Genomic DNA, 21638 nt, shown 5'->3' with positions numbered 1-21638 from the left:
CTTATGCAGCAGCTTCCATCCGGTCCATCAGGTAATTGGTCGCCGCATGCGCCGCGAGCGGGCGCGCAAAGTAATAGCCCTGCAGCAGGTTGCAGCCCAGTTGGCGAAGCTGGTCGGCCTGCACCGCATCTTCCACGCCTTCGGCAACGATTTCCAGGCCGAGGTTGCGCGCCAGGCCGACAGCCGTGGCGCAGATCTCGAGATCCTTTTCGCTGGTGCCGATATCGCGCACGAAACTGCGATCAAGCTTGAAGGAGTGCACCGGCAGCATCTTCAGGTAGCCGAGCGAGGAATAGCCGGTGCCGAAGTCGTCGATTGACAGCCGCACACCCAGCCTGCGCAGGGACTCCAGTTTTTCGATGGAGCGCTGCGGGTCCTGCATCAGCACCGACTCGGTGATTTCGAGTTCAAGGTCTTCACCCATCAGCCCCGCGCGCCGTAAGGCTGCCTGCACGTTGTCGCCAAGATCGCTTAGCAGCAGCTGCTGTGCCGACAGGTTGACCGCCATCCGCACGTCGCCGAAGCCCAGCGCCCGCCAATTCTGCAATTGCTGGCAGGCGCTTTCAATCACCCACGCGCCAATCGCCGCAATCGTACCCGTCGCCTCGGCCAGTGGAATGAACTTGTCCGGCATGACCAGGCCCAGCTCCGGGTGCTGCCAGCGGATCAGCGCTTCCATGCCCAGCACCCGTTCAGTAACGGCGCAGACCTGCGGCTGGTAGTGCAGGAAAAGCTCGCCGTTCTCGAGTGCTTCCTTCAGCTCATTTTCAAGGCCGATGCGCTCACTCAGCGACTGCTGCAGCGAAGGGTGGAACACGCGCAGATTGCCCGGCCCCAGGTCGCGTGCCTCGTGCAGCGCCAGGCCTGCCGACGCCAGCAAGTCTTCCGCCGAATTGGCATGGTCCGGATAGATCGCCACGCCGGCACTGAACGTCATGTTCAGTACGGTGTCCGCCACGGTGAATGGCGGCTTGATCGCTGCCATGATGCCCTCCACTTCGCGCTCGATCCCTGCCAGGGTCTTGTGGCCCGCAATGCCAACTGCGAAGCGCGCGCTGCCCAGCCTTGCCACCAGCCTGCGCTTGCCACAATGTTCGCGCAGCCGCTGCGCCACCTCGATCAGCACCTGGTTGCCTATCTCGTAGCCGCGCGTACCGTTGATGATCGCCAACCGGTCCAGGTCAAGCAGCAGCACAGCCGTCCTGGTCAGGCTGGATTCGCTCCAGACGAACATGGCGCGCAGCTTTTCCAGCGCGCCCTCGCGATTCGGCAACCGTGTCAGTTCATCATTGGTCAGGGCGCGCTCGATGCGCCTGCTGGAAAGCTTGTGGTTCTCCAATTCGCGCTCCAGCGCGGCACTGATGCGGATCTTCTCGGTCAGGCGCTGGGTCGCTTCACGCCTGACCAGCAGCAGGTAGGAGGCAGCCAGGAACAGGAATCCGAAACCGCTCAAATACGGCATTCGCAGCATGCCGGTGTCGGTCGCACCTCCCAGCGCCGTCGTCACCACCACCAGCGCGGCGGAACTCCACACCAGCCGGTTTGAAAAACGCGCCTTCTGGCGTTGCACGCGGATGCAGTAGACGACTGCGAACGCCGTCGCCCCCAGCGACAGCAAGCGGCTGACCGTATAGGCAGCCGTCGTTTCACCGAACAGCAGGAATGCATGTCCGCCCCACACCAGCTCGATGGGCGCTTCGGTCTCCAGCGCAGAAAAGCGGTAGCCATAAGGCACCATGAAATTGTCCACCGCCAGTATGGCCGAGATGAAGGCAATGCCGTAGGTAAGGCGGAATGCGTTCCGGCTTGGGTCGAGCGAGGCGACCAGGTAGCAGAACTGCGGCGCCAGCAGGATCGAAAAGAAGTTGACCCATTTGTGCGCCGCGATGGCTTCCGCCAATCCCGGAGCAAGCTGCTGCTGCACGTTCGCGTACTGGAAACAGGCAAAGGACAGGCAGATGGCCGCAAACGCCCAGCACGCGCGCCCGTAGGAGCTGTTGCGCGCCACCAGGGCCGACTGGAATGCCGACATTGCCAGCGCCCCTGCGGAGATCAGGTAAAGCGAAGCAATCGTATTCATATGACCTTGTCAGTGACTGTTTTCAAAAGCGATTACCTCGTCGCCAGGCTGCGCTTCGCAGCCTGCGCCCATTGGTTCCCAACCACGCCGGATCACGATATGGTTCGGGTTATAGCAAAGCTCGAGGCGGCGCGCTTGCGGCGACTCGCGATGAACAAAATGTTCAATCGACGAAGGCATGCTGACGCGCATGGTCTGCGCGCGCAGGTCTTCGTCGGGATGGTCCTGCACATGCACCAGCGGCACGAAATGTGCGGCAATCACCAGCGTGCGGCCTACGGCGACCGACTCCGCCTGGTAACCGCGTTCGCGCAGCCAGCTTTGCGCGTCTTCGCGCCGGGGAGCGGCTGCGCCCCAGGCGCTTGCCATCAGCTCTACCAGCCACTGGTTGCAGTTTTGATAGCGCGTGCTGTAGGCATACGCATTGGCGCTGTACTCCCCTGCCAGCAGCGACAGCGGCGTTTGCGCATCCAGTGCCGCCGCCTGCAGCGTCCTGGCCTGCTCGTCCGGCAGAAGCACCAGCGACAGGTGGCCGTGCGCCGGTTCTTCCGCGCCGAGCACGAAGCCGGCCATGCCCTGGTCGAAGATGCGTGGGCGCTTTTCGTCGCAGGCATAGTAAAGCTGGCGCACCGACCAGGGGCTGTTCGGATTGTCTTTCAACGCCAGGCCGGCGTGCGAGTAACGCAGGCCGAGGCGCGCCAGGTCAAGGCCGGCGCGCGAAACGACGGCGGCCGTGGCGCCCGAGCGTTCCAGTTCATCCTTCACCACGGCTGCAAAACGCAGCACGTGGTCCTGCGCCGTCGCCGTGACTTTCGCGGGACGGTCGCAGAACATCATTCCGCCCGCCTGCGCTGCGGCATTCCAGCCGAGCGCCAGGCAGGCAGCGATCAGATGGCGTGCGAGCGCAGTTCGCGTTGCCATGCTTCGTCCAGGGCAAGGAAGAAGGCCTGCTGCGTATCGACATATGCGAATTCGTAGCCGTATGGACGCTCGTTGACCTGCACCAGTGCGCCGGCTGGCAGTGCGCGTTCTGCCAGGGCGGCTTTCGGCACGGTCAGGAAGAATTCATTGCCCTGGCCTTGCAGCTTCAGGCGCGTGGCACCCGGCTTGCCCGGCGCTTCTGCAACGTCGATGACGCGGTACTGGCCAGCGGCCACTTTCCTGTCGTCCCCGCTGGAGCTCTTGCTGGAGCCGCCGATCGAATCGGACACGCTGCCCGAGGACTCGGAACCGGCACTCGATGCGGACGAAGCGGAACTGCCGGCGTAGGCAGGGATGGCGATGGCGGCGGCCAGAACGGACAGGACAGCGGCGCGGCGCAGGACTTGCATGGACATTGACAGGTCTCCGGTTGAAAAGTCGCTTGCATTATACGCGGCACCGCATGGCTGTACGACACGACTTTGGACCTGTTGTTACAATACTTGTTTGCTTTTTTTGCAATTTGTAGAGCCATGTCGAAACTTGTATCGCCAGTCGCTATAGACCTTCTCACGAAAGAGCTTGCGCATGAAATCAGGGGACAGCGCAGGATGATTGCCATGCGCTTGCACAGCGCCTTCCTGTACATGGTGGAAGCACTGGAGACCTATCGTGAACACTGGGAGGAAGCGGCCGCCATTACCTACCAGGCGGCAGCGGAAGTGGGCTGGAATCCGCCGCCTGCCAAGTGGCTCCGTTCACGGCCCATCGTGTTTGACGCGGGGCTGTGGAACGACTTTTCCGACAGTTTGCGCCTGCATGCCATTCCAGGCGAAGCGGCGCAGTCCGACCAGGCGGACGAATGGGTCTGGTGGAAGGAATCGATGCAAGGCCTGCCCGTCACCAGTGGTCTCAAGCTGCGACCCGGCCGCGAGCGTCGCGCGGCTTCGCATGACTTCACCCACGGGACCACAGGCAACGGGGAAGCGTTTGCCGCCGCCCTGCGCGAACATTGCGGCGCCGTCTTGTCCCTTCCCACGCTGATCGCCAACGGCGACAAGGCCGGTATCGAAGACTTTCTCGCGCGCGTGCTGCCGGCGATCTGGCCTGAACTGGCTGAAGCAATCCGCGCGTCGCAAGACAGGCAACTGGTCGACGACCTGCTCGAGGAGCACGAGAGCATGCTCATTTGGCTGGCCCATATGGAGATCATGTTCGACGCTATTCCACCCGCCATGTACGCCTATATCGCGGGCGCTGGAGGCGGCACGCTGATGCTGGAACTGCGGCTGTTGCTGCCCCTCCTGCTGCTTTCCACTGGGCGGGTGGTCGACAACATCATCTTCGAAATCGGAGAACGCCTTGAAGCGTCGCTGACCGGCGGGCACGACGGCCTGGCATTTGACTGGGCGCCTGAAGTCTTCGCCGAGTCGCTGATCCAGTTCACGCGTGCTGCAGATGAAGTGCACAAGATCGGCGCCCTTCGCACCGAGGGACGGGAAGATGACCTGGAGTTGCCGCCCACGTCGCGCTCCAACCTGGCGACGCTGAAAGCAGCAATCCACAAAGACAAATCATGCCGCCGCTGCGGAAGCCTGGACCACAGGACGTCAGGTCCCCAAGTCGGTACTGTCGATTACGAATAACGAGCACACAATGAGCAACTTCGAAAAAGAGTATTACTTCATCAAGCGCGGCCACAGCGATTCCCTGCCAACGCCGCGCCCCTTCCACGAAACGGAAGAACTCGAATACGAAACCAAGCCCTTGCCGCCCGGCTCTCCCCCGCTTGCCTTCTACAATATTTCAAAGCAGTGGGCTCGCCGGTTGGGCCACCCATCGCTGGCGGTGCCACCCGATGTGATGTTCGAATTCGATAACCTGCTGGTGCGCAAGCCGGTACGGGATGCATTGCTGGGACAAGGCGTCAGCCGGATCTTCACGCACCCTGCGCAGTATGTCCACGACGACAAAACGCTGCACGATTACTGGTACGTAGGATTCACGGCGAAGTTCGCTTGCCTGGACTGGGAACTGTCGGAGATCATGAGTGGGGACGACAAGGTTGACAGGGGATTAGGCTCCAGCCCGCCCGACGTCACGACCTTCCGCTTCAACACGCAGTTGATGGCAAGTACGCCAATCAACGAGCGCCTGCTCTTCGTCATTGATGGTTGCTTCTCGCCCGGCGTCGTATGCCACAAAAGCCTGCTACCGCTGTTCCATGGCTTTGAAAACTGCGGTACGCGCGCAACCTTGGTGGAAGAATATTAAAAGGTAAGGCGCGCGCGAGATCGCGGTCCAGGAACCTTTGGCTTCCGACTGCCAACGGCCATTCATCGCGAATTAGATCAAGTGCTTGCCGTCAGGCGCTTCTCCAGAGACTTTTCTCAGCCAGCGCGCGGATACGTGAATGCTACGAAGTGCACCAGGTTTAACACGAAGTGGGCCGCAATCGGAATCTCGATGCGCTTTGTCCTTGAATACAGCACCGCGTAACCCAGTCCGGCCAGGCTGGCGAGCACACCAAACTGCCAGCCGCCGCCCAGGTGCGCAGCGCCGAACACCAGGCCGGAAACGACGACGGCAATGGCATCGCCGTAGCGTGCGAGCTGTTCCTGGATGACGCCACGGAAGAATGCCTCCTCCGCCACGCAGACAAACAGCAGGTTGATGGCGGCGAACAGCGGCAGGAATGGCGACAGCTTGAAATCCGGATGCACGAATCCAATCGCCCAGCCTATGCTTAGCACTCCGCACAACAGCCCCGCAACCACCGGTACTTGCGACTTCGATGCGACGGCAAAATCCCGCCAGGAACTGGCGCGGCGGCAGAACAACGCGAGCAGCACCAGCCCGACCACGCCTTTGTCGAAGTTCGCATACAAGGTGTAAGGCGCCGAGTGCGCCGACAGCCGGACATCTTTCAAGAGCAGCGGATTGTCGTAGCCGGGAACGGCGTGCATTGCAAGCGCAAGTGCCAGCACCAGCGTCAATATCGTCAACAGCGCCCGCACAGCGGACTTGCCATGGCGGGTCGCCAGCCAGGCGAAAGCCAGCAAAGCGGCGATGCTGGCCAGGGCGATGGGGCGCAACACGCCCGCCGCCAGGCCGGCGCCGGTCGCCAGTGCGAGCAAGACCAGCCAGAGATTGCGCAAGAAAGCCGGCCGCTCGCTATGCGTGACCGCGAGGCCGGTGCTGGCAATTGAAAGGCCCAGCAAGCCGAATGGCAGCCAGGCAGGCGCGGCAATCAATTGTGGCTCCGATCAGGCGAACTTCGAGAAGTCCGGCTTGCGCTTTTCGAAGAAGGCAGTGAAGGCTTCCTTGGCTTCGGCGCCGGTCAGCATGGCGCCGAACTGGGCGCTTTCCACGTCGATGTGGGCTTTCAGCGCTTCGCGGCCGGCCTTCATCAGGCGCTTGGTCTGGCGGATCGATTCGGCTGGCAGCGCGACCAGCTTGGCGGCTTGCGCTTGAGCGTGGGCCAGCACCTGGTCTGCTGGCAGCAGCTTGGAGATCAGGCCCATGTCGTAGGCTTCCTGGGCGCTGAACGGTTCGCCGAGCATCAGCTTTTCCGCCGCGCGGGCGTGGCCGCCGTTGGCCGGCAGCAGCATGCTGGAGCCGAATTCAGGGCATAGGCCCAGTGCTGCGAACGGCACCGAGAACTTGGCGTTGTCGGCGGCGTACACCAGGTCGCAGTGCATCAGCATCGTGGTGCCGATGCCGATGGCTGCGCCGTTCACGGCCGCTACGACCGGCTTGGTGCTGTTGAACAGGGCTTTCATGAACTGGATCACAGGACGGTCGGTGAATGCCACGCCGTCGTTGGCGGTGGTGGTCATGGCGAAGTCGACCAGGTCGTTGCCGGCGGTGAAGATCTCCGGCTTGCCTGTGATCAGGATGGCGCGTACTTCGGCGTCGCCTTCGGCGGCGTTGATGGTGTCGGCCATGGTCTGGTACATGGCGGAGGTGATCGCGTTCTTGCGGTCCACGCGGTCGAATTCGATGGTCAGGATGCCGTTGGCTTTGCTGGTCTGGATGGCCATTGTTGTTTGTCTCCTTTTAAACCGGTAAACCTATGTCTGACCCGCAGGGTCAGACACAGTCTTCTCGCCGGATTGTGGATGTGAAAAAGGGCGCCTGGTTTCCCGAAGCGCCCTGTTGCTTATCGCTTGCTTGCGCGGATTATACGCGCTCGATGATGCCTGCTGCGCCCATGCCGGCGCCCACGCACATCGTGACCATGCCGTACTTCAGCGAGTTGCGGCGCAGTGCGTGCACCACGGTCGCGGCGCGGATCGCGCCGGTTGCGCCCAGCGGGTGGCCCAGGGCGATTGCGCCGCCCATCGGGTTCACTTTGCTGGTGTCCAGGTTCAGGTCGCGGATCACGGCCAGGGCCTGGGCGGCGAACGCTTCGTTCAGTTCGATCCAGTCCAGCTGGTCCTGGGTGATACCGGCAGCTGCGCAAGCGGCTGGGATGGCGACCTTAGGACCGATGCCCATGATTTCCGGTGGCACGCCGCGAACAGCGAACGAGGAGAACTTGGCCAGCGGGGTCAGGTTGTGTTCTTTCAGGATCTTCTCGGAGACCACGATCAGCGCGCCGGCGCCGTCGGACATCTGCGAGGAGGTCGCGGCGGTCACGGTGCCCTTGGCGGCGAACACTGGCTTCAGCTTGGCCATGCCTTCCATGGAGGCGTCGGCGCGCGCGCCTTCGTCGGTGTCCACGGTGCGCTTGCCAACCTTGATCTCGCCGGTGCGCAGGTCAGGGGTGCGGGTGATGATTTCGACCGGGGTGGTCTCGTCCTTGAACAGGCCAGCCTGTTGTGCGGCGATCGCCTTGCGGTGCGATTCCAGGCCGAAGGCGTCCTGGTCTTCGCGGGAGATCTTCCACTGCTGCGCCACTTTCTCGGCGGTCAGGCCCATGCCGTAGGCCAGGCCCACGTTCTCGTCCTTGAAGGTGTCCATGTTGATCGATGGGTGGTGGCCCATCATCGGCACCATGGACATCGATTCCACGCCGCCGGCGATCATCACGTCGGCTTCGCCAACGCGGATGCGGTCGGCAGCCATGGCCAGGGCGGTGATGCCCGAAGCGCAGTAACGGTTGATGGTCACGCCGCCCACGGTGTTCGGCAGGCCTGCCAGCACCACGGAGTTACGGGCGATGTTGAAACCCTGCTCTGCTTCCGGGAAGGAGCAGCCGACGATCGCGTCGACGATCAGGGCCGGGTCCAGGTTAGGCACGGCAGCCATGGCGCCCTTGATGGCGGCGACCAGCAGGTCGTCCGGGCGGGTCTTGCTGAACATGCCGCGCGGTGCTTTACCGATCGGGGTGCGGGTTGCGGCGACGATGTATGCGTCTTGCAGTTGTTTGCTCATTTTAAGCTTTCCAGTATCTGTGTTCGTTAGCGTTTGGCGGAGAGGTACCAGTCCACCTGTACTTGTGCTGCCAGCGTGCCGTGTTCGTCGAAGATGTCGACGTTGACCGGGAACGCTACTTTTCCTTCATCCTTGAGCTGGGCGCGGATCGCGGCCAGGTCGCCCGGTACCTTGCCGGAGGCGCGCGTCGCGCCCTTGGCAACTTTCTGGTACTGGATGCGCGACTCCTTGGCGACCGGGCGCATGTCCATGATCAGGTCGGCGAAGCCGCCTGCCATGGCCGCGCCGGACGCCGTTTCGGCCAGCGTAAACAACGCGCCTGCATGCGGCGTGCCGAGGTGGTTGTGCAGCTTGCCGTCGTCCGGCATCGACACTTCGGCCGTTCCCGGGCCGATGCTGTCGATACGGATGCCGAGCAGGCGCACGAACGGCAGCGACTCCGTCATGTGCTTCTTGATTTGCTCATAGACCATGCTTGGTTTCACTCGCAACAGGATTTTGAAGGCCAGCGACAGGATGGACATTTGCTCTTAGTTGCGAACCGGCTTACCGGTCTGCAGCATGCCCATGATGCGCTCTTGCGACTTAGGATGGTTCAGCAATTCCAGGAAGGCCTTGCGTTCCATATCCAGCAGCCACTGCTCGCTCACTACGCTGCCTTGGTCGATGTCGCCACCGGACACGATCTCGGCGATCATGTCGCCCAGCTTGTAGTCGTGTGCGGAGATGAAGCCGCCATCGCGCATATTGACCAACTGGCCGCGGATGGTGCCCCAGCCGTAACGGCCGGTCACCGGCACTGGGCGCTGGATCGGAGCGCGGTAGCCTGCGTCAGCCATCGCACGGGCAGTGGTCTTCGCCACGTGCAGCAGCTCGTAGGCGTTGAACACGATGATGTCGTCTTCCTTCAGGTAGCCCATGGCCTTCGCTTCCAGCGCGGACTTGGATACGTTCGCGGTTGCAGCGTTGGTGAAGCCGGTCTTCAGGAATTGCAGGATGTCGTTGCCTTTGGCTTCGCGGGCAGCGCGTACTGCCGCTTCCTTCAGGCCGCCGCCGCCAGGGATCAGGCCAACGCCCACTTCCACCAGGCCGATGTACGATTCCAGTGCAGCCACGCGCTTCGATGCGTGCAGCATCATTTCGCAGCCGCCGCCCAGGGCGATACCGGCAACAGCCGCCACCACTGGCACGTTGGAATACTTCATCTTCATGAAGGTGTCTTGCAGCTCCTTGATGATCGGGTCGACCGCTTTCGCGCCGCCGGCCATGAAGGCTGGCAGGGCTTCCTGCAGGTCGGCGCCGGCCGAGAAGGCGCCGCCTTCGGCTGCGTCGGTGTTCCAGATCACCAGGCCCTTGAAGTTCTTCTCAGCTTCGGCCAGGCCGCGCTGGATGCCGCCGATCACGCCTTTGCCGATCACGTGCATCTTGGTCTTCAGCGACAGGATCAGGACGTCGTCGCCGGTGTGCCACAGCCGCACGGATTCGTCTTCGTGCACGGTCACGCCGGCAGTCTTGGGATCTGCACCGCCGCCGCCCACGACTGGAGCGCGGAATTCCTGGCGCTTGTACACAGCCAGTTCGGAACGCGGGGTGTAGGACTTGGTCGCTGGCGAGAACGAGCCTTCAGGGGTATGCACGCCCTGTTCGCCCACTTTGCCTTCGAAGACCCACGCTGGCAGCGGTGCATTGCACAGCGCCTTGCCGGCTTCGATGTCTTCCTTGACCCACTGTGCAACCTGGCCCCAGCCGGCTGCTTGCCAGGTTTCGAACGGACCAACGTTCCAGCCGAAGCCCCAGCGCATGGCGAAGTCGATGTCGCGTGCGTTGTCGGCGATCGATTCCAGGTGGATCGCGATGTAGTGGAAAGCGTCGCGGAAGATCGCCCACAGGAACTGGCCTTGCGGGTTGGTCGATTCGCGCAGTGCCTTCATCTTCTTGACCGGATCCTTTTCTTTCAGGATGCGGGCGATGATGTCGTCTGCCTTCTTGCCGCCGGCGACGTATTCACCAGTTGCTGCGTCCAGGCGCATGATGTCCTTGCCGACCTTCTTGTAGAAGCCGGCGCCGGATTTCTGGCCCAGGGCGCCCTTGGCGACCAGGCCGGACAGCACGGCAGGTGTCTTGTACAGCGCTGCGAACGGATCGTTCGGCAAGTTGTCTTCCATGGTCTTGATCACGTGGCCCATGGTGTCCAGGCCAACCACGTCGGCGGTACGGAAGGTACCGGACTTGGCGCGGCCCAGCTTGGCGCCGGTCAGGTCGTCGACCACGTCGACGGACAGGCCGAACTTCTCGGCTTCGTGGATGATGGCCAGGATGCCGAACACGCCAACGCGGTTAGCGATGAAGTTCGGGGTGTCCTTGGCGCGGACCACGCCCTTGCCCAGCACGGAAGTCATGAAGGTTTCCAGCTGGTCCAGGATTTCCGGCTTGGTGTCGGTGGTCGGGATCAGTTCCACCAGGTGCATGTAGCGCGGTGGGTTGAAGAAGTGCACGCCGCAGAAGCGCGCCTTCAGGTCAGCGTCGAAGCCTTCGGCCAGCTTGTTGATCGACAGGCCGGAGGTGTTGGATGCGAAGATTGCGTTTTGCGAAATGTGCGGAGCAACTTTCTTGTACAGGTCATGCTTCCAGTCCATGCGCTCGGCGATCGCTTCGATGATCAGGTCGCAGCCGGCCAGCAGGTCCAGGTTGTCTTCGTAGTTGGCGATCTGCACCAGTTCTGCGTCGGCCTTGTCGCCGAAAGGAGCCGGGGACAGCTTCTTCAGGCCTTCGATGGCCTTGATGCCGATACCGTTCTTGTTGCCTTCCTTGGCTGGCAGGTCGAACAGGACGACTGGTACTTTAGCGTTGACGCAGTGGGCAGCGATCTGCGCGCCCATCACGCCGGCGCCCAGCACCGCTACTTTTTTCACGTTGAAGTTGCTCATATATATCCTTTGGTTGGTATTTCCGTTGCTATGCCATGGGGGCTGGCTTTCTACAGCAAAACCGGCAAACCGGTGTCAGACCCATTGGGTCTGACACCGCACTACCGGTTTGGCGCGCGATCAGCCAGCGCCATCAACTTCAGAACAGGTCAGCGTCCAGGGCCATCAGGTTGGCGGCGCCGGAACGAGCCTGGCGGATCAGGGTTGCGGTTTCTGGGTACAGGCGGCCGAAGTAGAAGCGGATGGTTGCCAGCTTCGAGGTGTAGAACTTGTCGCCCGACGCTTCTTTTTCCAGGGCGATCTTCGCCATCTGTGCGAAGAAGTACGAGTACACCAGGTGGCCGGCCACGCGCAGGTAAGGAACTGCAGCGGCGCCCACTTCGTCCTGGTTCTGGAAGGCCTTCATGCCGATTTCCATGGTCAGCTTGGTCAGCTTCTCGCCCAGGTCGCCCAGCGGGGTGACGAACTCGGACATCGCTTCGTCGGTGCCGTTTTCTTCCACGAAGGCGCGCACTTTCTCGCCGAACTTGCGCAGCTTGGCGCCGTTGTCCATCAGGATCTTACGGCCCAGCAGGTCCAGCGACTGCACGGTGTTGGTGCCTTCGTAAATCAGGTTGATACGCGCGTCGCGCACGTACTGCTCCATGCCCCACTCGGAGATGTAGCCGTGACCGCCGTACACCTGCATTGCGTCGGAGGTGGCGATCCATGCGTTGTCGGTGATGAAGGCCTTGATGATCGGGGTCAGCAGGGCAACTTCGTCGCCGGCTTCCTTGCGCACTTCTTCGTCAGGGTGGTGCAGTTCACGGTCGATCTGCAGCGCCACGTAGGAAGCGAAAGCGCGCGCGCCTTCAGCGTAGGCTTTGCCGGTCAGCAGCATGCGGCGCACGTCAGGGTGCACGATGATCGGGTCGGCTGGACCTTCAGGATTCTTCACGCCGGACAGCGAGCGCATTTGCAGGCGGTCTTTTGCGTACACCAGCGCGTTCTGGTAAGCCACTTCGGTCAGGCCCAGGGACTGCACGCCCACGCCCAGGCGGGCGGCGTTCATGAACACGAACATCGCGTTCAGGCCCTTGTTCGGCTGGCCGATGATCCAGCCCTTGGCGCCGTCCAGGTTCATCTGGCAGGTCGAGTTGCCGTGGATGCCCATCTTCTCTTCAATCGCGCCGCAGAAGATCGGGTTGCGCTCGCCGATCGAACCGTCGGCGTTAGGGATGAACTTAGGCACCAGGAACAGGGAGATGCCTTTCGAACCTTCTGGAGCGTCCGGAACACGAGCCAGCACCAGGTGCAGGATGTTTTCGGACATGTCGTGTTCGCCGGCCGAGATGAAGATCTTGGCGCCGGTGATGTTCCAGGAACCGTCGGCGTTAGGGATGGCTTTCGAGCGCAGCATGCCCAGATCGGTGCCGCAGTGCGGCTCGGTCAGGCACATGGTGCCGGTCCATTCGCCGGAAACCAGCTTAGGCAGGTAGGTCGATTTCTGTTCCGGGGTGCCGTGGGCCAGCAGGCACTCGTAGGCGCCGTGCGACAGGCCTGGGTACATGGTCCATGCCTGGTTGGCGGAGTTCAGCATCTCGTAGAAAGAGTTGTTCAGGACGATAGGCAGGCCCTGGCCGCCATATTCCGGATCGCAAGCCAGCGCAGCCCAGCCGCCTTCAACGTACTGTGCGTAGGCTTCCTTGAAGCCTTTTGGAGTGGTCACGGTCTTGGCAGCTGCATCGTGATGGCAGCCTTCGCGGTCGCCCGAGTGGTTCAGCGGGAACAGCACTTCGGAGGTGAACTTGGCGCCTTCTTCCAGCACCTGGTTGATGATGTCCGCGTCGGTTTCGGCGTGAGGAGGCAGCTCTTTCAGCTTCTCTTCCACCTTCAGCAGCTCGTGCAGGACGAACTGCATATCACGGATTGGCGCGACGTATTGACCCATTTTTTTCTCCAGAAAGCTAAAAGGTTATGTTTGCTCGGCTGCTGCGAAACGCAGCCTTAGGATGGTTGATAGTTTTCGATCAGTCGGTTGAAGCCCACGCCTGCCCGGTCCACGCTGCCAGGAGTGCGCATGAAACGCGCCTCATGGTGCAGGGCCAATATCAGGCCGTACATTTCATACACAAGCTGGCTCGCATCGGTATCGGACCGCAGGTCGCCGTTGTCGATGGCCTGGCGCACGCAACGCAGCAAGGCTGCCTGCCACGCGCCGACCATGGCCAGCAGTTCTTCACGGATCGGGCCAGGGCGGTCGTCATACTCGACGGCGCCGCTGATATAGATGCAGCCCGAGGCGATTTCCACGCTCACACGTTTGATCCAGTTGGCAAACATGGCGCGCAGGCGAGGCAGGCCACGGGCCTCCTTCATCGCCGGGTAAAACACTTCCTGCTCGAAGCGATGGTGATACAGCTTCAGGACTTCAATCTGCAAATCTTCCCGCGAACCAAAGTGCGCGAATACACCGGACTTACTCATGTTCATCTTGTCGGCGAGCAAGCCGATAGTGAGGCCTTCGAGGCCGTCACGGCTTGCCAGGTCGAGGGCCACATCCAGGATGGCCGCACGGGTCATTTCGCCTTTGCGCATGAATTTCGTTGGTGTATTGACAAGAATTCCACTCACTTTTGAACCCATCCAGATAGAAGGAAAAGCCTTATTCTCGCTCTAACAGATCGGCCGCTGGTGAAAAGTTTTGCGAACGTTCGTACTATTATCCAGCGTGTGGCGAAAGTCAAACGGCACCACTAGAAGTGCACCTCTATTGTTGCGTTGCAACAAAATTAAAAAGGGGACGTACCCCTTTTAAATTCGCCGGAGGCGAAAAAAGCCGTAGAAAAGAGGGTTACGTCCCCTTTTTCAGCTTTCCGTGGCCTTTTCCCAGGTGCGGCGGTCGCGCTTGGTTGGGCGGCCTTTGTTGTCGGCGAAGGGCTCGGGGAACAGTTTCTTGCGCTCGATCAGGGCGGCGCGGCGGCCCAGCGATTCTTCGCTCTCTTCATAGAGCAGGCGTGCTATCGGCGCGCCTTCGCGCTTGCCGGAAATGCCCACCACTAGCACGTCCCATTCGTCCGCGCCGTTATCGATATGCAGGCGCTCGCCCAGCTTCGCGTTGCGTGAGGGCTTGATGCGTTCGCCGCTCGACAGTTTCACCTTGCCCTTGTCGATGGCGTCGATGGCCAGCTGGCGCGTCTTGAAAAAGCGCGCCGCCCACAGCCATTTGTCTATCCTTACGTCACTCATGTGTACTTTCCGACTGCAAAAATGCGCATCAGCGTGCGGTAGAAGAAGTACGCCACTTCGTATCCGACCCGCCGGAAGCGCCCGACATGTTCGAAATCCTGCGGGTGGATCACCACGCCATCGGCGATGGCATCCTCGATCTTTCCGCGCAGGGAACGCGTGAATTCCGCGTCCTTGATCACCACGTTGGCTTCCTGGTTGAGGAACAGGCTCAGCCCATCCACATTGGAGGAGCCAACGGTCGCCCAGTCATCGTCGATGACCGCCACCTTGGCGTGCAGTTGCGTCTTGCGATACTCCACCACCTTGACGCCCGCTTCCAGCAGCTTCGGGTAGAAGGAGTGTGCCACCGCATCCTGCAGCCAGAATTCTCCCACGCCGATCAGCAGCACCACTTCCACCCCACGCTGTGCGGTTGCAGCCAGCGCACGGCGGAATTTGCGGCCCGGCGCGAAGTAAGGATTGGCCAGCAGCACGCTTTTCCTGGCCCGTCCCAGCGCTTGCAAGTAGGCGCGCTGGATGGTGCGGCGATTGCGCAGGTTGTCGCGCACCACGAAGCCGGCCTGCATGGCGCTCTGGCGCGCGATCTTGTTCAGCTTGCGCACTTCGTTGAACAGGGTCAGGCGTTTGACGATATTCATATGCCCCAGGCGCGTCCATTGCGTTTCCGCCTCGCTGTGAATCGATTCGACCAGCGGCCCGCGCACCGCCACCGCAAAATCCCAGCGCGGGGCTGCCAGCGCTTTGTTGTGGTCGTAGTCGGTGAACATATCGTCGTTGATATTGATGCCGCCGACAAATGCCACCTGGGCGTCCACCACGCAGATCTTGCGGTGGGTGCGCGTCACCCCGCGCCGGAACCAGGGGTTGAAGATGCGATGCTCGACGCCGGCGGCCGTCACCTCGGCATGCAGACGGTAGGCGGGCTTGTGGCCGGTGCCGAACCAGTCGGTAATCATGCGCACCGTCACGCCGCGCTGGGCGGCAGCTTTCAGCGCGGCCATGACACGCTTGCCGGTCTCATCCTCGGCAAAGATATAGGTTTCGAAATAGATCTCAAACTGCGCGGCCTCGATCGCCTCGACCAGTGCCGGAAAATAATCGGTACCGCAGTGCAGGAGTTTGACTTCGTTATCGGCTAGAAAATCAACGTGACGCATGTGTCAGGAAACCAGTTTCAGGTTCGCCACGATGGGCGCGTGATCCGACAGCTTGGCCCACAGCGGGCCATGCAGGACTTCCGCGGATTCTACCTTGAAGCCCCGCACATAGATGCGGTCCAACCTGAAAAATGGCAAGGCGGCCGGGAAGGTGCGGGCCGGGCGCTGGGCGGCCTTGCGCCGCGCCAGGGTGCGCACCAGGTCGCCGACCGAATGGCCGTGCTTGATCTCGTCGAAGACTTCGCGTACGCCAAGCGCGCTTTGCAGCTTGTCCGTCAGCGTATTGCGCCAGTCGTTGAAGTCGCCGGCGATGATGACGGGCTCGCCATCGGGCGCCGAACTGCGCACCGCTTCGATCAGCATGTCCGCCTGCCGCACGCGGCTGCGCTCGAACAGGCCGAGGTGGATCACGTAGCAGTGCACCAGTTGCCCTTCCGTTTCCACCACCGAATGCAGGATGCCGCGCGATTCGTAGGCGTGATCGGAAATATCGGTATTGGTCCAGCGCGCAATCGGATATCTGCTGAGCAGCGCATTGCCGTGGTGGCCATGATCGTATTGCGCATTCAGGCCGTACACGGACTGGTGCGACTCGCCCGCGAAGAATTCATGCTGGGCCTTTTTCGGCCAGTGCCGGTGGCCCGCGCTTTCTTCGCCGTAACGGGCCTCGATCCGGTCGTGCTGGCCCTGCACTTCCTGCAGGAAGACCAGGTCGGCATGGAAGGCCTCTATCGCATGGCGCAAGGCATGCACCCGTGGGTGGCTACGGTATGACATGCCTTTGTGGATGTTGTATGTGGCAACGCGGATCTTCATGGAACCATTCTAACCCCAACTGCCCGGCTTGCTCCCCGTCAAAAGTGTCGGGAATTGCTTTATAGTCATGCGCATGAATGAACGACACACCACTTTCCCTTCCGCACCAGAAGCTTTCTTCCTTGTTTTATGCCTTTGGGCCGTCGATTACCTGATGACCTGCGTGCTGTACGACGCGCACGGCTTGCTGGGCCTTGACGATCCCTACAGCCTGGTCACGCTCTCCCGGCTGCTGGCCAACGGCATCGTTTTCACCGCGCTGCTGCATTGGAAGAACCTTGACTACCGCGACCTGTTCCATTCCTCGCGCGCGGCAACCGCGGCCACCATGGTTGTCATCGTGCCCCTGGTCCTGCTGGCCACGCCATGCCTGTTCCTGCTCATGGGCTTGGTGAACCGCCTGCTGCTTGCCGAATTTCCCATGCGCGCCGGGATGGAGAACGAGATCAGTAGCTGGCTGTCGGCCGGGCTGCCGCAGATATTGCTGATTTGCGTCATCGCGCCCGTGGTGGAAGAAATGCTGTTCCGTGGCATTATCCTGCGCAGCTTCCTGCAGCAGTATGAGCGTCGCTACGCCATCCTGGGATCAGCGGTCGTGTTCGGCTTCTACCACATGAACATTTACCAGCTTGTCGGCGCCAGCCTGTTCGGTATCGTCGCTGGCTGGCTTTATGAGCGGACGCGCTCGCTGATTCCGGGCATTGCCATGCACGCGGCCGTCAACACCTCGGTCATGCTGATGGCCGCAAATGCCGGAGCCGGTGCTGCGGAAAGCAACTCGGGCTTCTTAGTCCTCTTGCTGCTGCCAGCCTTCCCCGCTTGCTATATGCTGCGCCGCGTCCTTTCGGGGCCTGGCCGTTGAAAGCGGCCCGCGCCACTGCTGCTGCCCTCCTGGCGTTTTGCGCATCCTCGGCCGGCGCAGACGGCAGCCGTTGCCACGGCACCGTCAATCGCGGCAGCATCGAAGGCAGCGTCAAGCTCCCGTCCGAAGGCGCCAATTTCACGGCCTACAGCAAACTGGCCATCGGCATGGGCCGCAACCACGTGCACAGCGAAGTGTCGGCCATCATCCTCGACGCCTACCGTAAGCTCGAGCGCGCCGCGCCGGGAGTGCAATATGTGTACGGGGAATCCGGCAACGAGTTCGGCGGCCGCTTCCGCCCTCATCGCACGCACCAGAATGGCCTGTCGGTCGATTTCCTCGTGCCGGTGCGGGACCAGGGTGGCCGGCCGGCGCGCCTGCCGACACCGGCCACCCAGCGTTTCGGCTACGACATCGAATTCGACCGCGACGCTCGCCATGGCGACTACAGCATCGACTTTGGCGCGATGGCCGAACACCTGCTCCAGTTGGACCAGGCGGCCCGTGCGCGCGGACATGGTCTCGCGCTGGTGATCTTCGACACCGCCTACCTGCCGCGCCTGTTCGCCACGCCGCGCGGCGCCGAACTGAAGCGGCTCAAGTTCATGACGGGCAAGCCGTGGGTACGGCATGACGAGCATTACCACGTCGACTTTGCCGTGCCCTGCAGCCGCTAAGCCACCCGCATCCAGGTCAATTTATGACGTCGTTTTCCTCGGCGGCAGGCGACATCTGCCGCGGCAGGATCACGCGGAAGGTAGTGCCGCGCCCGATTTCGCTGTCGACCTCGATACGCCCACCGTGCTTTTGCACGATGCTGTAGGACAGCGACAGGCCCAGCCCAGTGCCCTTCCCGACCGGCTTGGTGGTGAAGAACGGCTCGAAGATGCGGCCCAGGTTCTCCGCCGCGATGCCGCTGCCGGTATCGCTCACCGACACCGTCACCATTTCGTTCTCGTAACTGGTGCGCACCGTGATGCGTCCGCGGTTCTCGATGGCGTGGGCGGCATTGACCAGCAGGTTCATGAACACCTGGTTCAATTGCGACGGGATGCATTCGATTTCCGGCACGCCGCCATATTCCTTCACGACCTCCGCCTTGTATTTCAGCTCGTTCCAGACCACGTTCAGGGTGCTGTCCAGGCCTGTTTCCAGGTTGGCCACCAGCACGTCGCCGCCCCCGGCGTGCGAGAAGTCCTTCATGTCCTGCACGATGCGCTTGATGCGGTCCAGGCCATCCATCGATTCGGACAGCAGGCTGCCCAGGTCCTCGCGCAGGTAATCGGCGTCGATCTCCTTGCGCAGGGCATTCAGCTCGCCGCGGTCGCTTTCCGGCAGGTGTTCTTCGCGCGCCTCATAGGCGTCCAGCAGCCGCATCAGCGACTGCATATAGCGCTGCAGGCTGCTCAGGTTGGAATTGACGAAGCCGACCGGGTTGTTGATCTCGTGCGCCACGCCGGCTGCCAGCACGCCGATGGAAGCCATCTTTTCCGATTGCAGGAGCTGGTTCTGTGCTTCCCCCAGCTTGCGGATCAGGTCGGCCTGGCGCGTCTTCTCGCTCTCCAGCGTGATGTTCGCCATCTGCAGCGCCAGAGTGCGTTCGTGCACGCGGCTCTCCAGCTGGTCGCGCGATTCGCGCAGGGCCTGCTCCGCATGCACGCGCTCCGTGTTGTCGAGAAAGCCGTACACCCGGCCGATAATGCGCTCGCCGAGGAATTGCGGGCGCGAACTGCATTCGAACACGCGGCCATCGTGCAGGTGGAACTGGTCCAGCGTCTCGTGCGGATCGCTCACTTGCTGCAGCCGTTCGCGGCATAAATCCTGCTCGACCACATTGGCAGTCAGGAATTCGAGGATGGCTGCGTCGTTGCCGTTCTTGAGGAAGGCTTCCGGGATGTGCCACATTTCGCTGAACTGACGGTTCATGCTGGCGATCTTGTTGTGCCAGTCGATCACCAGGATGCCGTTGCCGGTTGCTTCCAGCGTGGTGCGCAGCTGCGACAGGGTCTGCTCCAGCACGTCCTCCACCTTGCGCTCCTGGCGTGCATCGCGGGCCAGAATCAGGATCAGCCAGCGGTCTTCATGGCGCAGCACGCGCAGCGATTTCATGACCATGATTTGCGTGCCGTCGGCGCGCTGGTATTCGCCTTCCTGCGCATCGATATCCTGGAAGTGGCCGCCGCGCACGTCCTCCCAGTAAAACACGTCCTGCAGCGAGCTCTCGATGTCGGTGATCTGCATTTCGACCAGTTGCGCTCCCGAATAGCCAAGCACTTGCTCGGCCACCCGGTTGGCAACGATGATGTGCAGGTCGGTGGGATCGACCAGCAGCATCATATGCGGACTGTGGTCGAGCATCAGCTGGCGCAGTGCGGAAATCACCCGGTCGCTCCCTGGCCCGGCTTGGTGGCGTCGAAGTAGTAGCTGACCCGCTTGCGCGGGCTGAGGTAAGCGTAGATTTCCTTCGGCACCTGCGCAGGCTTGATGGCCCGTACGATATTCAGGTCGCTTTCCAGCGCCATGTCCACCATGATCGCATCTTCGCGCGACACGCCCGGTTCATACACGACGAGTTCCGGCTTGTTCGGCTTTTCGGTATTGATGGTGGCGACCATGCCGGTGGCGCCGTTCGACAACTGCACGATGGTGCCCGGCGGGTAGACGCCAAGGCAGCGGATGAACACCTGCAGCAGCTTGGGATCGAACTTGCCCCGGTTCTTGGCGAACATCAGCGATAGGGCTTCATGCGGGGTCAGGCCGGGCGTGCCGTTGACCGGGTTGCACAGGCGGTCGTAGTAGTTGGCGATCGCCACGATGCGCGCCAGCACGCCGATCTCCTCGCCTTTCAATTGCCGCGGGTAGCCGCTGCCATCGAACATTTCGTGGTGGTCGCGCACGATGGCAACGGCGGCGGCCGGGAACTTGAGCTGCTGCCCCATTTCCGTCCCCACCGCGCAATGGGTTTCGTAAAGGTGCTGCTCGGAGTGCGTCCATGGCTCGGTCTTGGTCAGCACCTTGTCCGGGATATTGCGCACGCCAAGGTCATGGAACATGGCGCCGACGCCCATCGCTCCCGCCACCTCGCGCGGCAGCTTGATGTCGCGCGCAATCATCATCGACAGCATGGTGACGTTGAGCGAATGCAGGTAGATTTCCTCGCCGCCGGTGCGGTCGCCCATGACGTGGATCGCCAGTTCCGGCGCACTCAGGATGGAGTCGGCGATCTTGCCGATCATCTCGCTGGCCTTCTGCAGGTTCTCGGCCGGGCGCGCGAAGATGTTCTTTTCCATGTCTTTCATGGCGCGCGCCGTATCGACAAACGCATGTTCGATGCGGGCCGCGTTCTCGCGCTGCTGGCGCATGCGTTCCATCATGGCGCGCTTGGCTGCAAGCTCTGGGGATTCAGGCGCAGGCGGCGGCGGCGGCGCGGCGGCGGCAATTTCCTGCGCTTCGGCCGACAGCGCGGCAGGCTGCACGTCGCTCAAGGCAGGATCGATGCGGATCTTGTGCAAGCCGAGGCTGCGCAACTGATGGATCTGCTCCTGCGACTTGATCTTGAAATGGCTGAATGCAAAAGGATGCTCAAACCACTTCAGGTCGAGGTGGACATACAAGCCTACCTGCAACTGCTCCAGAAGAATATCCTGAGTCTCCGGCATGGCATGTGCCCCCAGCGTGACAGTCGATGTCCGATTATAGCCAAACGCGCGGAGTGCGATTTACAAGCAAACTGCAAGTTACATATATTGCGGTAACTGGAGGATGGCTTCGGCGTTGGAGGGCGAAAAGCAGCGGTCGGCAGCTTCCAGATACGGCAGCCAGACGTGGGCGGTATGTTCGCGCGGGCTCAGCATGACGGGCACGTTGCGCGGCACCTGCACGCTGAAGATGTGTTCGAGGTTGTGGGTGACGCCGGGTTCGTAGCGGTGGCGCCAGATGGGATAGATTTCGTAGATGTTCTGCAGGCCCCAGTCGCGCAGTACGATGTGCTTGCCGTCGGCGACGATGCCGGTTTCTTCGAACAGTTCGCGGGTGGCGGTGGTGAGCAGGGGTTCGTCGAGGGCGTCTTTCGAGCCGGTGACGGATTGCCAGTAGCCGGGGTTGCCGGCGCGCTCGATCAGGAGCACTTCCAGCTCGGCGGTGTGGATGACCACCAGGACGGATTCGGGGATTTTGTAGGGCTTCATAAACCGGTGAACCTGCGGGAACTGGCCCTAGGTCCAGCCCCCGTCCTTCACTGCAGTTGCGGCGGCAGTCGCGGGCCC

At 61.9% G+C, this 21638-nt stretch carries 20 protein-coding genes; 4 read left to right on the top strand and 16 right to left on the bottom strand.

What is annotated here, in order from left to right:
- Position 1: 1 nt before the first annotated feature.
- The 3 genes from ACN9MW_RS04665 to ACN9MW_RS04655 are packed head-to-tail and all read right to left on the bottom strand — an operon-like array spanning position 2 to position 3417.
- Positions 2 to 2080 carry a putative bifunctional diguanylate cyclase/phosphodiesterase gene (locus ACN9MW_RS04665; protein ID WP_426167997.1) on the bottom strand — a complete coding sequence of 693 codons (2079 nt, stop codon included), beginning with the start codon at positions 2078 to 2080 and terminating at the stop codon, positions 2 to 4.
- Between the two features lie 9 nt (positions 2081 to 2089).
- Positions 2090 to 3001, bottom strand: a complete 912-nt coding sequence (locus ACN9MW_RS04660) for a DUF2145 domain-containing protein (RefSeq protein WP_426167995.1) — start codon at positions 2999 to 3001, stop codon at positions 2090 to 2092.
- Positions 2968 to 3417 (bottom strand): hypothetical protein, encoded by a 450-nt coding sequence (locus ACN9MW_RS04655; protein WP_426167993.1) that lies wholly within the window; start codon positions 3415 to 3417, stop codon positions 2968 to 2970. Before ACN9MW_RS04655 ends, ACN9MW_RS04660 begins: the two co-directional genes overlap by 34 nt.
- 204 nt (positions 3418 to 3621) lie before the next feature.
- Between ACN9MW_RS04655 and ACN9MW_RS04650 the strand changes: the two genes are divergently transcribed.
- A complete protein-coding gene (locus ACN9MW_RS04650) occupies positions 3622 to 4647 on the top strand; it encodes a hypothetical protein (protein WP_426167991.1) in 1026 nt (341 codons plus the stop codon).
- A 10-nt stretch (positions 4648 to 4657) separates the two neighbouring features.
- Positions 4658 to 5275 carry a hypothetical protein gene (locus ACN9MW_RS04645; protein WP_426167989.1) on the top strand — a complete coding sequence of 206 codons (618 nt, stop codon included), beginning with the start codon at positions 4658 to 4660 and terminating at the stop codon, positions 5273 to 5275.
- Between the two features lie 116 nt (positions 5276 to 5391).
- Here ACN9MW_RS04645 and ACN9MW_RS04640 read toward each other — a convergent pair whose 3' ends face one another.
- The 10 genes from ACN9MW_RS04640 to ACN9MW_RS04595 form a co-directional block, all read right to left on the bottom strand.
- Positions 5392 to 6255: a CPBP family intramembrane glutamic endopeptidase gene (locus ACN9MW_RS04640; RefSeq protein WP_426167987.1), complete on the bottom strand. Its 864-nt coding sequence runs from the start codon at positions 6253 to 6255 to the stop codon at positions 5392 to 5394.
- 12 nt (positions 6256 to 6267) lie between these two features.
- Complete coding sequence (locus ACN9MW_RS04635) at positions 6268 to 7044, bottom strand: enoyl-CoA hydratase (protein ID WP_426167985.1); 777 nt, start codon at positions 7042 to 7044, stop codon at positions 6268 to 6270.
- A gap of 139 nt (positions 7045 to 7183) precedes the next feature.
- Positions 7184 to 8380 (bottom strand): acetyl-CoA C-acyltransferase, encoded by a 1197-nt coding sequence (locus ACN9MW_RS04630; RefSeq protein ID WP_426167983.1) that lies wholly within the window; start codon positions 8378 to 8380, stop codon positions 7184 to 7186.
- Positions 8381 to 8406: 26 nt separating this feature from the next.
- Positions 8407 to 8904, bottom strand: coding sequence for a PaaI family thioesterase (locus ACN9MW_RS04625; protein ID WP_426167981.1), 498 nt, complete (start codon positions 8902 to 8904; stop codon positions 8407 to 8409).
- Positions 8905 to 8910: 6 nt separating this feature from the next.
- Positions 8911 to 11307 carry a 3-hydroxyacyl-CoA dehydrogenase/enoyl-CoA hydratase family protein gene (locus ACN9MW_RS04620; protein ID WP_426167979.1) on the bottom strand — a complete coding sequence of 799 codons (2397 nt, stop codon included), beginning with the start codon at positions 11305 to 11307 and terminating at the stop codon, positions 8911 to 8913.
- A 139-nt stretch (positions 11308 to 11446) separates the two neighbouring features.
- Positions 11447 to 13237, bottom strand: coding sequence for an acyl-CoA dehydrogenase C-terminal domain-containing protein (locus ACN9MW_RS04615; RefSeq protein WP_426167977.1), 1791 nt, complete (start codon positions 13235 to 13237; stop codon positions 11447 to 11449).
- A 56-nt stretch (positions 13238 to 13293) separates the two neighbouring features.
- Positions 13294 to 13884 (bottom strand): TetR/AcrR family transcriptional regulator, encoded by a 591-nt coding sequence (locus ACN9MW_RS04610; RefSeq protein ID WP_426167975.1) that lies wholly within the window; start codon positions 13882 to 13884, stop codon positions 13294 to 13296.
- A 270-nt stretch (positions 13885 to 14154) separates the two neighbouring features.
- Complete coding sequence (locus ACN9MW_RS04605; RefSeq protein ID WP_426167973.1) at positions 14155 to 14535, bottom strand: RNA-binding S4 domain-containing protein; 381 nt, start codon at positions 14533 to 14535, stop codon at positions 14155 to 14157.
- A complete protein-coding gene (gene clsB / locus ACN9MW_RS04600; RefSeq protein ID WP_426167971.1) occupies positions 14532 to 15695 on the bottom strand; it encodes a cardiolipin synthase ClsB in 1164 nt (387 codons plus the stop codon). Before clsB ends, ACN9MW_RS04605 begins: the two co-directional genes overlap by 4 nt.
- A 3-nt stretch (positions 15696 to 15698) precedes the next feature.
- Positions 15699 to 16511, bottom strand: coding sequence for an endonuclease/exonuclease/phosphatase family protein (locus ACN9MW_RS04595; RefSeq protein ID WP_426167969.1), 813 nt, complete (start codon positions 16509 to 16511; stop codon positions 15699 to 15701).
- 73 nt (positions 16512 to 16584) lie between these two features.
- Between ACN9MW_RS04595 and ACN9MW_RS04590 the strand changes: the two genes are divergently transcribed.
- Both ACN9MW_RS04590 and ACN9MW_RS04585 read left to right on the top strand, forming a co-directional pair.
- The gene (locus ACN9MW_RS04590) at positions 16585 to 17373 is read left to right on the top strand and encodes a CPBP family intramembrane glutamic endopeptidase (RefSeq protein WP_426167967.1); all 789 of its coding nucleotides are present in this window, start codon (positions 16585 to 16587) and stop codon (positions 17371 to 17373) included.
- Positions 17370 to 18050, top strand: a complete 681-nt coding sequence (locus tag ACN9MW_RS04585) for a penicillin-insensitive murein endopeptidase (protein ID WP_426167965.1) — start codon at positions 17370 to 17372, stop codon at positions 18048 to 18050. Before ACN9MW_RS04590 ends, ACN9MW_RS04585 begins: the two co-directional genes overlap by 4 nt.
- 16 nt (positions 18051 to 18066) lie before the next feature.
- Here the strand turns inward: ACN9MW_RS04585 and ACN9MW_RS04580 are convergent, their stop codons facing one another.
- The 3 genes from ACN9MW_RS04580 to nudB all read right to left on the bottom strand — a co-directional run bounded on the left by ACN9MW_RS04580 (position 18067) and on the right by nudB (position 21560).
- Positions 18067 to 19755, bottom strand: a complete 1689-nt coding sequence (locus ACN9MW_RS04580) for an ATP-binding protein (protein WP_426167963.1) — start codon at positions 19753 to 19755, stop codon at positions 18067 to 18069.
- Positions 19752 to 21032, bottom strand: a complete 1281-nt coding sequence (locus tag ACN9MW_RS04575) for an HD-GYP domain-containing protein (protein ID WP_426167961.1) — start codon at positions 21030 to 21032, stop codon at positions 19752 to 19754. The genes ACN9MW_RS04580 and ACN9MW_RS04575 overlap by 4 nt, the downstream gene beginning before the upstream one ends.
- 78 nt (positions 21033 to 21110) lie before the next feature.
- Positions 21111 to 21560 carry a dihydroneopterin triphosphate diphosphatase gene (gene nudB / locus ACN9MW_RS04570; RefSeq protein ID WP_426167959.1) on the bottom strand — a complete coding sequence of 150 codons (450 nt, stop codon included), beginning with the start codon at positions 21558 to 21560 and terminating at the stop codon, positions 21111 to 21113.
- Between the last annotated feature and the right edge of the window lie 78 nt (positions 21561 to 21638).

It is taken from the genome of Pseudoduganella sp. R-34, assembly GCF_049904655.1.
Taxonomy (GTDB): domain Bacteria; phylum Pseudomonadota; class Gammaproteobacteria; order Burkholderiales; family Burkholderiaceae_D; genus Rugamonas.
This window is presented reverse-complemented; position numbering and strand designations above follow the sequence as displayed.

Excerpts from the sequence above, each read along its gene's own strand:
- ACN9MW_RS04665 (WP_426167997.1), bottom strand. The coding sequence starts at position 2,080 with ATGAATACGATTGCTTCGCTTTACCTGATCTCCGCAGGGGCGCTGGCA.
- ACN9MW_RS04595 (WP_426167969.1), bottom strand. The coding sequence starts at position 16,511 with ATGAAGATCCGCGTTGCCACATACAACATCCACAAAGGCATGTCATAC.
- ACN9MW_RS04660 (WP_426167995.1), bottom strand. The coding sequence starts at position 3,001 with ATGGCAACGCGAACTGCGCTCGCACGCCATCTGATCGCTGCCTGCCTG.
- ACN9MW_RS04625 (WP_426167981.1), bottom strand. The coding sequence starts at position 8,904 with ATGTCCATCCTGTCGCTGGCCTTCAAAATCCTGTTGCGAGTGAAACCA.
- ACN9MW_RS04590 (WP_426167967.1), top strand. The coding sequence starts at position 16,585 with ATGAATGAACGACACACCACTTTCCCTTCCGCACCAGAAGCTTTCTTC.
- ACN9MW_RS04645 (WP_426167989.1), top strand. The coding sequence starts at position 4,658 with ATGAGCAACTTCGAAAAAGAGTATTACTTCATCAAGCGCGGCCACAGC.
- ACN9MW_RS04635 (WP_426167985.1), bottom strand. The coding sequence starts at position 7,044 with ATGGCCATCCAGACCAGCAAAGCCAACGGCATCCTGACCATCGAATTC.
- ACN9MW_RS04650 (WP_426167991.1), top strand. The coding sequence starts at position 3,622 with ATGCGCTTGCACAGCGCCTTCCTGTACATGGTGGAAGCACTGGAGACC.
- ACN9MW_RS04655 (WP_426167993.1), bottom strand. The coding sequence starts at position 3,417 with ATGTCCATGCAAGTCCTGCGCCGCGCCGCTGTCCTGTCCGTTCTGGCC.
- ACN9MW_RS04615 (WP_426167977.1), bottom strand. The coding sequence starts at position 13,237 with ATGGGTCAATACGTCGCGCCAATCCGTGATATGCAGTTCGTCCTGCAC.
- clsB (WP_426167971.1), bottom strand. The coding sequence starts at position 15,695 with ATGCGTCACGTTGATTTTCTAGCCGATAACGAAGTCAAACTCCTGCAC.
- ACN9MW_RS04575 (WP_426167961.1), bottom strand. The coding sequence starts at position 21,032 with ATGCCGGAGACTCAGGATATTCTTCTGGAGCAGTTGCAGGTAGGCTTG.
- nudB (WP_426167959.1), bottom strand. The coding sequence starts at position 21,560 with ATGAAGCCCTACAAAATCCCCGAATCCGTCCTGGTGGTCATCCACACC.
- ACN9MW_RS04620 (WP_426167979.1), bottom strand. The coding sequence starts at position 11,307 with ATGAGCAACTTCAACGTGAAAAAAGTAGCGGTGCTGGGCGCCGGCGTG.
- ACN9MW_RS04605 (WP_426167973.1), bottom strand. The coding sequence starts at position 14,535 with ATGAGTGACGTAAGGATAGACAAATGGCTGTGGGCGGCGCGCTTTTTC.
- ACN9MW_RS04610 (WP_426167975.1), bottom strand. The coding sequence starts at position 13,884 with ATGCGCAAAGGCGAAATGACCCGTGCGGCCATCCTGGATGTGGCCCTC.
- ACN9MW_RS04630 (WP_426167983.1), bottom strand. The coding sequence starts at position 8,380 with ATGAGCAAACAACTGCAAGACGCATACATCGTCGCCGCAACCCGCACC.